This window comes from Prochlorococcus marinus str. MIT 0919 (assembly GCF_027359375.1).
Classification (GTDB): domain Bacteria; phylum Cyanobacteriota; class Cyanobacteriia; order PCC-6307; family Cyanobiaceae; genus Prochlorococcus_D.
The window spans coordinates 1,194,496-1,208,148 of sequence record NZ_CP114779.1; the positions used below are offsets into that span (position 1 = coordinate 1,194,496).

Sequence of the window (13,653 nt, forward strand, 5' to 3'; positions counted from 1 at the left end):
TTAGAAGGCCTAAGAATTTAAGAGTACATACTTATTTCCTTTCTTACCAGTTTTTCTTATTACTTATTTTCAAAATCGGAGTTTGCTAAGGCTTCATTTATTGTTTTTTCGAGTTTTGGATTTTTAAAGAGTTCCTCTGTTGCTTCTTGCAATTTATCACCCCAAAGCTGTTCTTTTTGGTGCTGATAAGATACATAGTTGGGATTAAGAGAAAGAGCTTCTTTGACAAGTTCTATTGATTCTATATTGCCTAAGTCCTTCTTATTCAGTGCCGCTGCTAATGCAAGCTTAGGTTCGGCATCATTAGTAATACTTAATGCTTCTTTCCATTTAGCTATAGCTTTATCTATTTTATTTAATTCATATAATACTAGACCTTGATTATTAATCGATTGCCAAAAATTAGGGTTTATTTTTGATGCCTCTATAAATGCATCTAAGGCAGACTTATGATTTTTTAAAATTAGATTTGCATTGCCTAATTGAAAATATGCTGTTGAATTATTCGGTTCTAATTTTAATCCATTTTTAATTGCATCAATAGCATTCTCAGGTTTATTTTGATTAAGGGCTATAGAAGCTTCTGCGAACCAAAGACTAGCTATTTTGGGATTATATGACTTAGCTTTTTGAATCGATGAAAGAGCTTCTTCTAAATTATTTCTTCTCATTTCTCCTTCAGCAAGAATCATCCAAAGCTCTATTTCTTCTGGGTTAAGTGCAACGGCTAGTTTTGCTAAATTAGTACCTTCTTTTGTTGGTCCAAATCTAATAAATTTAGCAGCTATTTGCCCAATTTTAATTCCAGTTCTTTTTAATTCATTTACATTAGGCTCATAGATAGTTGGTGTAAAAGCAGATGACCCCCCAATAGGTATGAATAAATTAAAAAAAATAATCGCTAATATTATAAATCTTCGCTTTTTTATAAAAAGAATAGTGTTTTTAAACATGATACTTTTAAGCTTTCATTGAATATTAGTCGAAATCATCCTTTGTATTTATTAATTTTGCATTACGTTTCCACATCCAAGGTTTAATCCGCTTTAAAGCGGACCCTTTTAATTTTTGCTTCCATGTCGCTTCATCCCATTCTTTTATTTGTTGTTTGGTTAAATTTAGAATCCAATCACGAGGCTGCACATCTGGGTCTTTGCTACTTTCTAGTTTTTTTTGGTTCCAAGGACATATATCTTGGCAAATATCACACCCAGCGACCCACTTTCCCATTGCTTTGGCAATATTTTCAGGTATTTCCCTATTCCGATTTTCAATATTGTGATAAGCAATACATTTGTTTGAGTTAATTACAAACGGCTCTGTAATTGCTGCTGTTGGGCATGCTTCTATACATTTGTCACATTTTCCGCAAAGAGGAATTGAGGGATTATCAGGCGTTAATGCTACGGTGCAAAGTAAATTTCCTAATACGATCCAAGATCCTTTGCTTTCATTTATAAGATTACTATTTTTCCCAATCCATCCAATACCAGCTTCTTCTGCCCATGCTTTTTCTAAAAGTGGTTTGGAGTCCACGCAAATTTTCCATTTGCAATCTTTAATTTCACTTTCTAGCCATCTGCCTATTTTCCCAAGTCTTTTTTCTAAAACTTGATGATAATCATTGCCCCAAGCGTATCGAGCAACAAGTGGCTTGTCTTGAGCTGTTCCTGTTTGATCTATGAAATAGTTTAGCCCTACTACCAAAACGCTTTTAACATCTTTTAGAAGGCTTTCGATATTTTGTCGCCTAGGTGCTTCCATCCATCCCATATCTCCCTGATTCCCTGCCTTTAACCATCTTTGCAATGATGCTGTTCTAAGATTGATACGATTGCTACCAGGTATTCTTGCTATACCTACAGGGTTAAAACCTTGCAGTTTTGCTTGTTTTTTTAGCTCGAGACTTAATTGATCTTGGCTTAGCGGCATGATTACAAAATTTTTTAAAAGGATTTTTTTGCTTAATCTTTAAGTTTTTCCATTAAAAAAAGCTTTTTAATAAATTAAATTGGTTAACTTAGTTGAATAATGTAATTCAAAGGATTTAGAACATTCTTGGTGCAGTCATCTCCCAGACAAGATCTTTCTCTAGCTTCTAGGCTTCAGCAAGACCTTAAGAATGACCTTATAGCGGGATTGCTTGTTGTCATACCTTTGGCCACAACAATTTGGCTGTCAACGATTGTGAGTCGCTTTGTACTTGCTTTTTTAACTTCTATTCCAAAGCAATTAAATCCATTTATTACTCTTAATCCCCTTTTACAAGATCTGATAAACCTTGCACTTGGCTTAACGGTTCCTTTGTTAGGAATTCTTTTGATTGGTTTAATGGCTAGGAATTTTGTTGGTAGGTGGTTGCTTGAATTTGGAGAAGGGACACTTTCAAGAATTCCTTTAGCAGGTTCTGTTTATAAAACTTTGAAACAACTATTAGAGACCTTCCTTCGTGATAATTCAAAAAGATTTAGAAGGGTTGTCTTGGTTGAGTATCCAAGAGAAGGGTTGTTTAGCGTAGGTTTTGTGACTGGATTGGTAGGACCGTCTCTTCAGCCAGAATTAAACGAACCCTTGCTTAGTGTTTTCATACCAACTGCTCCGAACCCAACTACAGGCTGGTACACTCTTGTCCCAGAAGCATCTGTTAAGGATTTAAATATTTCAGTAGAGGATGCGTTTAGAACAATTATTTCTGCAGGTATTGTTAACCCTGATGAAAGAAATAATACTATTAATACAAGTTTTTCTAGTTTATTTGCTCAATTAAAATCAAATACATCACAATCTTCTGTTTCTAATCAGAGTTGAAAGATATTTTTTTTAAGTGTTATCATGCAGTCTCGATCTATTGCTAGAGAAATTTCCCTTTTGGTTTTAGGCCAGACTTCACATATTCAAGTTGATAGTTTAAATGAGATCTCTATAAATGATTTATTGAGCTTGGGTTTAGAGACTCTTTTCAACCATTGGAGAGATCAATTAGATACTTGTGCAAATCAGCTTGAATCAGCTAAGGAGAAATTATCTGATAGTGAATTAGTTGAGAATGACACTAAGGTTCAAATTTCAACTATTAGAAGTTATTTGCAGAGCTCTTTGAGTCATTCAGAAGATCTTTTGAATAATCTTTCGGATGTTATAGAATTGTCTACTTTATTATCATTATCTGAACAGCCTAATATTCGAAAAGATGCTATAAAAAGAGTTGCCTTAGTGCTTGAAGATATAAAGGGAATTGATAATGCAATAAATAATGTAATGGAAGGCTGGCGCTTGAAACGACTACCAAAAATTGATCAGGACATTTTGAGACTTGCTTATATAGATATTTATATTTTAAGAGTTCCAATCCCTATTGCTTGTAATGAAGCTGTGAACCTTGCTAATCGTTATAGTGATGAACAGGGTCGAAAAATGATTAATGGTATTTTGAGAAGACTTCATTCATCTTATTCAACTAATATTGCCTAATGGATTACGATGATTCACAATCAGGATCGATTGAAAGCTCGTCTAATACAAATTCACAGAAAAATCCTATTTTAAATGATCAGGAGACATTGGATTGGGCAAAAAAAGCATATGCAAAATTAAAACAGAAGCAAGAAGAAGAAAAAATTACTATCACTGAAACACTAAAGGAAAATGCTTTAGATAATAATTTATTAAAATCATCTAACGAAGTTTCGCCTGTTGAATTTTCACAGGAAAATAATAATTTTGATAATTCTCTGCCTCAGCAAGAAAAAGTACCGATAGATCACGAGTCTGAGGTAAAGGATATAGGTGAATTTGACGATAGCTTTACTTGGTCTGCAGGAATATTAGCTGCTCAGGGTAGAAATCCTGATGACATATCTTATGAAGATATCAATTGGTTAACACGCTTAAGACAAGGACTGGAAAAAACTCGACAAGGCTTTGTCACTGATTTACTAGAGAAATTTGGAGATGATCCACTTACTCCAGAAATTTTAGATGATTTAGAAATTTTGCTTTTAAGAGCCGATGTAGGTGTTAGTGCAACTGACCAAATTATTAATGCCTTAAGACGAAGATTAAACGAAGAAGTTTTAGACGCTAAAGAGGGTTATCGATTTCTTAAAGAACAACTTTGTAAGATCGTTGATAAACCTATTAAAGATAGTGGGAAGAATTTATTGGCTCCCACGCATAATCGTTTAAATATTTGGCTATTGGTGGGAGTTAATGGTGTGGGAAAAACCACAACTTTAGGTAAGCTTGCAAATCTTTCATTACGAAGTGGGTATTCTGCTTTGATAGCTGCAGCAGATACTTTTCGAGTTGCTGCTGTAGAGCAAGTTAAAGTTTGGGCTGATAGAAGTGGAGTCTCAGTTGTTGCTAATGAGACACCTAATGCTGACCCGGCAGCAGTGGTTTTTGATGCTATTGGTGCTGCCAAGTCAAAAGAAATAGAATTATTATTAGTTGATACTGCTGGCCGCTTGCAAACCAAAAATAATTTAATGGAAGAATTGGCGAAAATTACGAAGATTATTAATCGAATTGCACCAGATGCTTTGGTCGAATCTTTGTTAGTGCTTGATGCTAGTCAAGGTCAAAATGGCCTCAGTCAGGCAATGTCATTTGCAAAGTCTGCAAACTTAACGGGTGTCGTGATGACTAAGTTGGATGGTTCTTCACGGGGAGGTGTAGCTTTTGCAATAGCAACAGAAGCTAATCTTCCAATAAGATTTATAGGTGCTGGAGAGGGCTTACGAGATTTGAAACCTTTTAATAGTTTCGAGTTTGTTGAGGCTCTTTTGGTAAATCGTTGACTTTACGGTTTGTTTTGATATTTATTGCTAGCTTTTTAGTCCCGCATTAATATTTTTCTGACTAATAATCAAGTAAGCCAACAGTCTCAGAAACCTTTTCAGAATATTTCACAATCTTCTGCTGCTTATTCATCGATACGCGAACTGTTAGATAGTTTGGCGAAAGAACAAAATCGTAATCAGCAATTATTAGCTTCTCTTGGCTTTGCTTTAAGACATTTTACTAATTTAAATAGATTTTTAGACCTTGTTCCAGTCATTGCCTCTCGATTGGTTTGCCTAGAAGGGGTTTTGTTAGTCCCTTTTCATTTGCATGGAGTTATATGGAAAGAACAAATCAGAATTACTTCTCCTGATAAATCTCAGAGCTTGATAAGGAAACTTCAAGGATTTTCTCGAGGTCAAATAAGTGGCTTTGCTTTCGAAGAAGATCATTTACTTGCTATGGATTCCCTTGTGCAAGCTCATATGCCAGGTTCGGGTATCTATGCTACTTCTCTTGTCTCTCGAGGTAGGCATTATGGAAGACTTTATGCTTTTGATCGTAAAGGTACTTTAGTTGCTAGTGATGTGAATAGGCGTCATATTCAAATTATTGCTGACTTAACAGCTGTAGCAATTGAAAATGATCTTTTTATTCAAGAGACCCGTAAGCATGAGAGCGTAGATAGACAATTAAGTATTGGTGCTGAAATACAAGCCCAATTACTTCCTGACCATTGTCCAATTATTGAAGGTATTGAACTTGCTGCGCGATGCAGGCCAGCTTTTCAAGTTGGTGGAGATTATTATGATTTTATGCCTACTCGACCTGAGCTTCTTGGACGAAGACGAGAGCGTGGTCGTTGGGCTTTGGTTGTAGGGGATGTAATGGGAAAGGGAATACCTGCAGGGTTATTAATGACAATGCTTCGTGGAATGTTGAGAGCTGAGGTTTTAAGTGGTTTACCACCAGATCGTATTCTTCATGATTTAAATCAGCTTGCCTTAGATGATTTAGCTCAGTCACATAGATTTGTTACTCTTTTTTATTCCGATTATGATCCGAGGTCTCATAAGTTGCGCTTTGCTAATGCTGCGCATAACCCACCATTACTGTGGAAAGCCGATAAACAATCAGTTTCTAGGTTAGATGCTCCTGGCTTGTTGATTGGTCTTCAGCCGGATGCGGATTATGTATGTGGGGAAATTACTTTAGATCCAGGGGATGTTCTTTTGTATTACACAGATGGTGTTACTGAAGCATTGGGAATGAATGGAGATCGATTCGATGAAACAAGATTGATTGCTTTGCTTGAAGAAGTATCTACTCAATCTTTAAGTGCTCAAGCAATATTAGAAAAGCTTTTTAAACGTCTCGATCGTTTTGTTGGCAATGAAAATCAATTGGAAGACGATGCTTCTATGGTTGTTCTCAAAGTTGGCGAGGGATTGTTGCTTCCTAAAGTAAATAATTCTTTGAACTGACAATTAGATAACAAACTGCTTTATTAGATAAAAGTATTGGTAACTCAAATTGGTTAAAACTTGGAGTGATCGATTTGAAGAAGGATTAAATCCTTTCATAGAGCGTTTTAATGCTTCTATTGCTTTTGATTTTGTTCTTTTGGAAGAAGACCTAGATGGCTCTATTGCTCACGCAAGAATGCTTGGGAGAACAGGTATCATATCCCTTGAAGAAGCCTCTCAGCTTGAAAGTGGTTTAGAAAAAATACGATTAGAAGCTGCAAAAGGTCAGTTTCTTCCAAAGCAAGACGATGAAGATGTTCATTTCGCAGTTGAAAATCGTTTAATAGATTTATTAGGGCCGTTAGGGAAAAAATTACACACTGCTCGTAGTCGAAATGATCAAGTAGCTACAGATATACGACTTTGGTTACGTCGTCGGATAGATGGACTTGTTTTAGATTTGACTAAGCTTCAGAAGATTTTGTTAGTGAGAGCAGAAGATAATTTATATACACTTATTCCTGGATACACTCATTTACAAAGAGCGCAACCTATATCTTTAGCTCACCATTTACTTGCATATATTGAAATGTTGCAGAGGGATAAGGAGCGTTTAATTGATTTAAGAATAAGAGTTAATACTTGCCCTTTAGGAGCAGCCGCTTTGGCTGGAACTTCTTTCCCAATTGATAGAGAATTTACAGCAGAGCAACTAGGTTTTAAAAATATTTATTTAAATAGCCTTGATGCTGTGAGTGATCGTGATTTTGCCGTTGAATTTACGGCAGCAGCTTCACTGATAATGGTTCATTTGAGTAGATTGTCTGAGGAAATTATTCTTTGGGCTACTGAAGAATTTGGGTTTGTTCGTTTAACTGATCGATGTTCTACAGGCAGTAGTATCATGCCTCAAAAAAAGAATCCAGATGTTCCAGAATTAATAAGAGGTAAATCTGGCAGGGTGTTTGGTCATTTACAAGCTTTATTAGCAATGATGAAAGGCTTACCTTTGGCCTATAACAAAGATTTCCAAGAAGATAAAGAAGCTCTTTTTGACTCAGTAAGTACTGTTACAGACTCTGTTAAGGCTATGACTATTCTTTTAGATGAGGGTCTTGAATTTTGTATAGATCGTCTCGGATCAGTAGTTAATTCTGATTTTTCTAATGCGACAGATGTTGCTGATTATTTAGTCTCTAAAAATGTTCCTTTTAGAGAGGCTTATCAAGTAGTTGGTCGTTTAGTGAAGCTTTGTCTAAATGACAAAATCTTGCTAAAGGATCTTTCCATTGATCAATGGAAAGAAATACATCCTCTTTTTGATCGGGATATACATGAAAGGTTGATTCCGCAACAAGTCGTAGCTTCAAGAGTGAGTCAGGGAGGCACTGGTTTTGATCAAATTTCTGAACAGTTGCTTGCTTGGAGTAATAGGTTTTCTTCTTCAAAAGAATAATCAGTTGTCTTTCAAACGCTAATTGGTACTAAAATCAAAAAGTGAGTAATTTTTAGTAGAATTATTCACTTATGGCTTTTTAAGCCTTTTGGTTCATTTATTTTTTCGGTCCAATTTTCAAGTGAGTATTTTTGTTGGCAACTTGCCCTTCCGCGCTGAGCAGGAAGATGTTATTCAATTGTTTGCTCCTTTTGGAGAGGTGGCAAACTGTTCTTTACCACTAGAACGCGACACAGGTCGTAAAAGGGGTTTTGCATTTATTGAAATGGCTGATGAAGCTGCTGAAACTGCAGCGATAGAAGCTCTTCAAAACGCAGAATTAATGGGACGTCCATTAAGAATTAACAAAGCAGAGCCTCGTGGCGGCGGCGGCGGCGGACCTAGAAGAGGCGGCGGTGGCGGCTACGGCGGCGGCGGTGGCTACGGCGGTGGCGGTGGCTACGGCGGTGGCTACGGCGGTGGCGGTGGCGGTGGCTACGGCGGTGGCGGTGGCTACGGCGGTCAAGGTGGCGGTGGCTACAGCGGCCAAGGCGGCGGTGGCTACAGCGGTCAAGGCGGCGGTGGCTACAGCGGTCAAGGCGGCGGTGGCTACAGCGGTCAAGGCGGCGGCGGCTACGGCGGCGGCTACGGCGGTCAAGGCGGCGGCGGCTACGGCGGTCAAGGCGGTGGCGGCTATAGCGGGGGTGGAACTGATCAGGATTCTGCCCAACGTTCTTCTGGTGCTAAAGGTTGGGAAGATCGCAGTTATGGTTCATCTGATTCAACAGATAGAGATGAAAATAGAAGCCGACGCAGACGTGGTGGCTCAGTAGAGACTGATAACTCTCAAGCTGATTACGGTGGCGCTGAAGGGTAATTTAAAACCCTTTTTTTTCTAGTTGTAAAGCTGCGCTTTTTAAAACACTTAGATCTGCATTTGCTTTTTGACCATTTGCAGTTACTTCTCTTCGCCATGCGCGAGCGCCAGGAATGCCTTGAACTAATTGCAATATATGCTTGCATATATCCCACATTCGTCCGTCTTGATTGAGATGTGCCTCTGCATATGGGATTAGAGCCTTAATAATTTCTGATTGTTTCTTTTCAATTATTTTGTCTCCGAAAATTAATGCATCTATTTCTTTCCAAAGCATTGGGTTGGAATATGCAGCTCTACCAACCATTGCACCATCAAATTTTTGTAGTGCGTTTAAACAGTTAATTGGAGTCTTTAAACCACCATTTAATTCGATTTTTAATTCAGGTCTTTTTTCTTTTATTCTGCCCACTTTTTCATATTCTAGAGGAGGAATAGTTCGATTTTGTTTTGGGTTTAACCCGCTTAACCAGGCTTTTCTCGCATGAATAGCAAATCTATCTGCACCTGCTGAAGCTATTTCATCTACAAATTTAAGTAATGATTCATCACTATCTAGGTAATCAATTCCAGTTCTATGCTTAATAGTAACGGGAAGATTGGTAGCACTTTTCATTGCTTCTATACATTTAGCTACTTGTGTTGGGTGTGCCATTAAACAAGCCCCAAATTTTCCAGCTTTAACTTTTGAACTAGGACACCCTACATTTAAGTTTATTTCGTCATAGCCCCAAATTTCTGCAATTTTTGCCGCTTCAGCTAGTTCTTTTGGGTCATCCCCTCCAATTTGCAAAGAAATAGGGTGCTCAATTTCATTAAAATCTAAAAGGCTGCTTCCTTTTTGGTGAAGCAATGCTTTAGCCACAATCATTTCTGTATAAAGCAAAGCTCTCTTACTAATGTGTCTAAAAATCACTCTGAAATGCCTATCTGTACAATCCAGCATTGGTGCAATGCTGAATCGATAGGGCTGATAAATTACTTCTCTTGATTTGGCAACCATTTTTTTATGTTGCCTACAAAAGGCTCAGCTGAATGCTTATGTAGATAGCTTTGAATTAATTAATTTTCTTCTATGAATAAGATTATTTCAATATCTAGTCGAAGATCGATTCTTTTAGGCTTTTTTTTGGCTATTTGGGCCCTTTTATTTTCTCCAAAAACTGTTTTTGCAGCTTCTAAGGCAAATGACCAAACTTGGGATCTAAGTAATGAAGAATGGAAACGACGCCTTTCGTCAGAAGCTTATAAAGTTTTAAGAGAAGAAGCGACTGAAAGACCTTTTACTAGTCCTCTTAATGAAGAGAAGCGGACCGGAACTTTTAATTGTGCTGGATGTGATCAACCTTTATTTCATTCATCAAAGAAATTTGATAGTGGTACTGGTTGGCCAAGTTTTTGGGATCCTTTGCCAAATGCAATTAGTACAAAAACAGATTTTAAATTGATTGTGCCTAGAACTGAGTATCACTGCCAGAAATGTGGCGGACATCAGGGGCATGTATTTAATGATGGGCCTAGACCAACTGGTAAAAGGTATTGCAATAATGGCGTCGCATTAGTTTTTAGACCTGATAAGTAATTTTTAAATTTGTTTTCATTGGTGCGGGCTTCCGCAGCTTGTTAGATAGGCACATTAACGTTCAACATTAGTTAAAAAGAATTTGCATTAGCTCATATGACTGAGGAAGTCTCTGCGGCATCACAAGAAGATCAAAAAGACAATTCGAATTGTGTTGATTCAGACCAGATGGACCAATCTGGATCTGATACGGACCAATTGCAAGATAAGACTCAGGATCAAGCAGAGGAGGTCCAAGAATCTTCGTTTTTAGAAGATTCAAAAGATTCCTCGCCTCAAAGACTAGATAATGAAGCGCGGCTAGAGCAATTGGAAAGAGAACATGAAACTTTACGGAGTCAATATGTGAGGATTGCAGCTGATTTTGATAATTTTCGAAAAAGACAAAGCCGTGACCAAGATGATCTTCGTTTACAACTCAAATGCAATACCTTAAGTGACATTCTTCCAGTAGTAGATAATTTTGAACGGGCACGACAACAATTAAACCCTGAAGGAGAAGAAGCACAAGCTCTTCATAAGAGTTATCAAGGCCTGTACAAACAATTGGTGGATGTTTTAAAGCAGCTTGGTGTTGCTCCAATGCGCGTAGTAGGGCAATCTTTTGACCCTAATCTTCATGAAGCAGTATTGAGAGAACCAAGTGAGGAAATGGCAGAAGATATTGTTATAGAAGAGTTACAACGTGGATACCACTTGAATGGACGTGTTTTAAGGCATGCCTTAGTTAAGGTTTCTACAGGCCCAGGCCCTACCAAGAAAGATGAACAAACTAATGAAAAATCTATGATGGCTGAGAGTGCTAATAATGAAGACCCATCAAACATGTCGCCCGATTGATTAAATGACTTTCTTTCCTTTGATAAGCTACGCGTTCTAATGGCTGATTTTTACGACCTATTGGGAGTTGGTAGAGATGCTGACGCTGATACATTAAAGAAGGCCTATAGGCGATTAGCTCGTCAATATCATCCTGATATTAATAAAGAAGCAGGAGCAGAAGAGCGTTTTAAAGAGATTGGTAGAGCGTATGAAGTCCTTGGTGATCCGCAAAAACGTGCTAGATATGATCAGTTTGGAGAGGCTGGCCTTGGTGGAAGTGCAGGCATGCCTGACATGGGAGATATGGGTGGTTTTGCAGATCTTTTTGAAACTTTTTTTAGTGGCTTTGGAGGTGCATCCTCAGGTGGTCAAAGGTCACAACGTAGGGGACCCCAGCAAGGGGATGATCTTCGTTATGACTTATCTATAGATTTTGACCAAGCAGTTTTTGGTCAAGAAAGAGAAATTAAAATTCCTCATTTAGAAACTTGTGAAATTTGTACAGGTTCTGGCTCTAAGCCAGGTACTGGTCCTAGTAATTGTTCAACTTGTGGCGGAGCAGGACAAGTACGTCGTGCTACTAGGACCCCTTTTGGCAGTTTTACTCAAGTTGCAGAATGTCCATCTTGTAGCGGCTCTGGACAAATAATTGCAAACCCTTGCTCAAGTTGTAGTGGTAAGGGTGTTAAGCAAGTGCGTAAAAAACTTCGTATTAATATCCCTCCAGGAGTTGATACTGGGACCAGGTTAAGAGTTTCTGGTGAAGGCAATGCGGGTATACTTGGGGGTCCTTCTGGAGATTTATATGTTTTTTTGAAAGTTAAAAACCATCCTCGATTGAGACGGGAAGGATTAAATATTCATTCTGAAGTAAATGTTAGTTATTTACAGGCAATTCTTGGAGATACTATAGAAGTTGATACTGTTGATGGACCAAAAACCTTGGAAATTCCAATAGGTACTCAGCCAAATGCTGTATTGACTTTGGAAAATCAAGGAATTCCAAAATTAGGCAATCCTGTAGCTAGAGGTGACCATTGTATCTTGCTAAAAATAAGTCTTCCTACCAGATTGTCTGAGGATGAAAAAAGCTTATTAGAAAAACTGGCTGCACATCACTCAGCAAAGGGTCTTCAACATCATCATCATAAAAGTGGTTTATTTAGTAGATTATTTGGTGTAAATGAGTAAAAAGTATTCCCTTAACTTTGAATACCTTGATCTAAGGGGAGTCCCTTGCCCTGTTAATTATATTCGCTCATCTTTAGCTGCTGAGAAAATCACGCCAAATCACTTCTTAAAAATAGATCTTGATAAAGGTGAACCTGAGAAAATGGTTCTATCTGGTCTTAGAGAAGCAGGCTTTCATGTCAAGATTATTTCTGATACTTCATCTTGGCTTACTTTAAAGGTCTCTCAAGGTGACTGTTCAGATTAAATTCAGCAGAGGCATTGTTGTTGCTATAAAGGCTAATTATCTACTAGTAGATTTAGAAGTAAAAAATAAAGATCTGGAAAATAAGCAAACTTTTTTTAAAGAAGTTAGATTACTTTGTAAAATGAGAAGTCGACTTAGTTATAAAGAAAATCATGTTTTTGTAGGCGATAATGTTCTATTAGAGGAAATAAATTTGGACTATAAAACAGGTATTATATGCGACATATTGCCAAGAAAAAGTCTCATGGATAGGCCTCCTGTGGCTAATATCTCTGACATTTATGTAGTCATATCTCTTGTATTGCCAGAATTCGATTTTGATCAAACTAGTAGATTTTTACTTGCTGCAGAAAATACGGGTCAAAATGTTAATATTATTTTAACAAAGTCTGACTTAATTGATATTTTTCAAACTAATAAGTATATACATAGGCTGAATAGTTGGGGGTATAAAGCTTTTCCAGTATCCGTAAAAAATGGATATGGAATGGATGATTTAATTAGTGAACTGAATAACATAAGCATTGGAGTTTTATGTGGACCTTCTGGATCTGGTAAGAGCAGCTTAATTAATTATTTACTACCAAAAGCAGGTATTCCTGTTAGAGATTTAACTAAAAAATTGAATAGGGGTAGACATACCACTAGACATGTAGAACTGTTTGCTTTAGGTAAAAAATCATTGCTTGCAGATACTCCAGGTTTTAATAGACCTGAAATTATTGTTAATTCAAAAGAATTAGCCTTATTATTTCCAGAATTAAAAAGTCAATTATCAAATAAGCATTGTAAATTTAGAGATTGCCTGCATTTAGATGAACCAGGTTGTTTAGTAGATAAGAATTGGGAGCGATATTCAAATTATAGAAATCTTCTAGAATCAATGATTAGTTCTCCTCGTTAAGACCAGGAAGATTTAGATTTAAACCCCCTGTTAAATCTTGCATTTTTTCTTTCATTGTAGAAGTGGATATTTCATGAGCGTCTTTTAAGGCTTCTAGCATTGCAGCTTCTGCAGACTCTTTTCCTTCATTGAGGATTGTAGAGTCTATTTCTACTTTTAGGGGTACTTGACTTCCCGATAGCCATACAGAAACTCTCCCATCAAGATTTTGACCTTTTAGTTCCATTTCTTCTAACTCTTCTTGAAGCTTTTGTGCATCTTGTTGAATTTGTTGAGCTTTTTTAAATGCTTCAGTGAGTTGCCCAAAATTTGGGAGTCCGAATGCTGCCATTTTTTTGTTGTATTAA

General features: G+C 37.3%; 15 protein-coding genes. 11 read left to right on the forward strand and 4 right to left on the reverse strand.

From position 1 onward, the window contains the following. Positions 1–59 precede the first annotated feature (59 nt). Together O5635_RS06555 and queG are read right to left on the reverse strand one after the other, a co-directional pair. A complete protein-coding gene (locus O5635_RS06555; protein WP_036901002.1) occupies positions 60–953 on the reverse strand; it encodes a tetratricopeptide repeat protein in 894 nt (297 codons plus the stop codon). Between the two features lie 25 nt (positions 954–978). Further along, on the reverse strand, positions 979–1,932 hold the full coding sequence (gene queG / locus O5635_RS06560) for a tRNA epoxyqueuosine(34) reductase QueG (RefSeq protein WP_036901004.1): 954 nt from the start codon (positions 1,930–1,932) through the stop codon (positions 979–981). Between the two features lie 126 nt (positions 1,933–2,058). Between queG and O5635_RS06565 the strand changes: the two genes are divergently transcribed. The 6 genes from O5635_RS06565 to O5635_RS06590 all read left to right on the forward strand — a co-directional run bounded on the left by O5635_RS06565 (position 2,059) and on the right by O5635_RS06590 (position 8,560). After that, on the forward strand, positions 2,059–2,808 hold the full coding sequence (locus tag O5635_RS06565; protein WP_036901007.1) for a DUF502 domain-containing protein: 750 nt from the start codon (positions 2,059–2,061) through the stop codon (positions 2,806–2,808). A 24-nt stretch (positions 2,809–2,832) separates the two neighbouring features. Continuing rightward, positions 2,833–3,471, forward strand: coding sequence for a transcription antitermination factor NusB (gene nusB, locus O5635_RS06570; RefSeq protein ID WP_036901009.1), 639 nt, complete (start codon positions 2,833–2,835; stop codon positions 3,469–3,471). Next, positions 3,471–4,799 carry a signal recognition particle-docking protein FtsY gene (gene ftsY / locus O5635_RS06575; protein WP_036901011.1) on the forward strand — a complete coding sequence of 443 codons (1,329 nt, stop codon included), beginning with the start codon at positions 3,471–3,473 and terminating at the stop codon, positions 4,797–4,799. The genes nusB and ftsY overlap by 1 nt, the downstream gene beginning before the upstream one ends. A 57-nt stretch (positions 4,800–4,856) precedes the next feature. Then, the gene (locus tag O5635_RS06580; RefSeq protein WP_036901014.1) at positions 4,857–6,266 is read left to right on the forward strand and encodes a PP2C family protein-serine/threonine phosphatase; all 1,410 of its coding nucleotides are present in this window, start codon (positions 4,857–4,859) and stop codon (positions 6,264–6,266) included. 49 nt (positions 6,267–6,315) lie between these two features. Next, positions 6,316–7,704: an argininosuccinate lyase gene (gene argH / locus O5635_RS06585; RefSeq protein WP_036901016.1), complete on the forward strand. Its 1,389-nt coding sequence runs from the start codon at positions 6,316–6,318 to the stop codon at positions 7,702–7,704. 121 nt (positions 7,705–7,825) lie between these two features. After that, positions 7,826–8,560, forward strand: coding sequence for an RNA recognition motif domain-containing protein (locus tag O5635_RS06590; protein ID WP_269608152.1), 735 nt, complete (start codon positions 7,826–7,828; stop codon positions 8,558–8,560). Position 8,561: 1 nt separating this feature from the next. On the opposite strand, the gene dusA is transcribed toward O5635_RS06590, so the two are convergent. After that, on the reverse strand, positions 8,562–9,563 hold the full coding sequence (gene dusA, locus O5635_RS06595; protein ID WP_036901878.1) for a tRNA dihydrouridine(20/20a) synthase DusA: 1,002 nt from the start codon (positions 9,561–9,563) through the stop codon (positions 8,562–8,564). 72 nt (positions 9,564–9,635) lie between these two features. Here dusA and msrB point away from each other — a divergent pair, with 72 nt between their 5' ends. The 5 genes from msrB (at position 9,636) to rsgA (ending at position 13,306) form a co-directional block, all read left to right on the forward strand. Further along, a complete protein-coding gene (gene msrB / locus O5635_RS06600; RefSeq protein ID WP_036901876.1) occupies positions 9,636–10,142 on the forward strand; it encodes a peptide-methionine (R)-S-oxide reductase MsrB in 507 nt (168 codons plus the stop codon). A gap of 96 nt (positions 10,143–10,238) precedes the next feature. Next, positions 10,239–10,982 (forward strand): nucleotide exchange factor GrpE, encoded by a 744-nt coding sequence (grpE, locus tag O5635_RS06605; protein WP_036901875.1) that lies wholly within the window; start codon positions 10,239–10,241, stop codon positions 10,980–10,982. A 39-nt stretch (positions 10,983–11,021) separates the two neighbouring features. Continuing rightward, on the forward strand, positions 11,022–12,155 hold the full coding sequence (gene dnaJ, locus O5635_RS06610; protein WP_269607306.1) for a molecular chaperone DnaJ: 1,134 nt from the start codon (positions 11,022–11,024) through the stop codon (positions 12,153–12,155). Continuing rightward, positions 12,148–12,402 carry a sulfurtransferase TusA family protein gene (locus O5635_RS06615; protein WP_036901869.1) on the forward strand — a complete coding sequence of 85 codons (255 nt, stop codon included), beginning with the start codon at positions 12,148–12,150 and terminating at the stop codon, positions 12,400–12,402. The genes dnaJ and O5635_RS06615 overlap by 8 nt, the downstream gene beginning before the upstream one ends. Beyond that, positions 12,386–13,306 (forward strand): ribosome small subunit-dependent GTPase A, encoded by a 921-nt coding sequence (rsgA, locus tag O5635_RS06620; RefSeq protein WP_036901867.1) that lies wholly within the window; start codon positions 12,386–12,388, stop codon positions 13,304–13,306. The genes O5635_RS06615 and rsgA overlap by 17 nt, the downstream gene beginning before the upstream one ends. On the opposite strand, the gene O5635_RS06625 is transcribed toward rsgA, so the two are convergent. After that, the gene (locus O5635_RS06625; protein ID WP_036901866.1) at positions 13,290–13,637 is read right to left on the reverse strand and encodes a YbaB/EbfC family nucleoid-associated protein; all 348 of its coding nucleotides are present in this window, start codon (positions 13,635–13,637) and stop codon (positions 13,290–13,292) included. The two genes, rsgA and O5635_RS06625, sit on opposite strands and share 17 nt — an antisense overlap. Positions 13,638–13,653 lie beyond the last annotated feature (16 nt).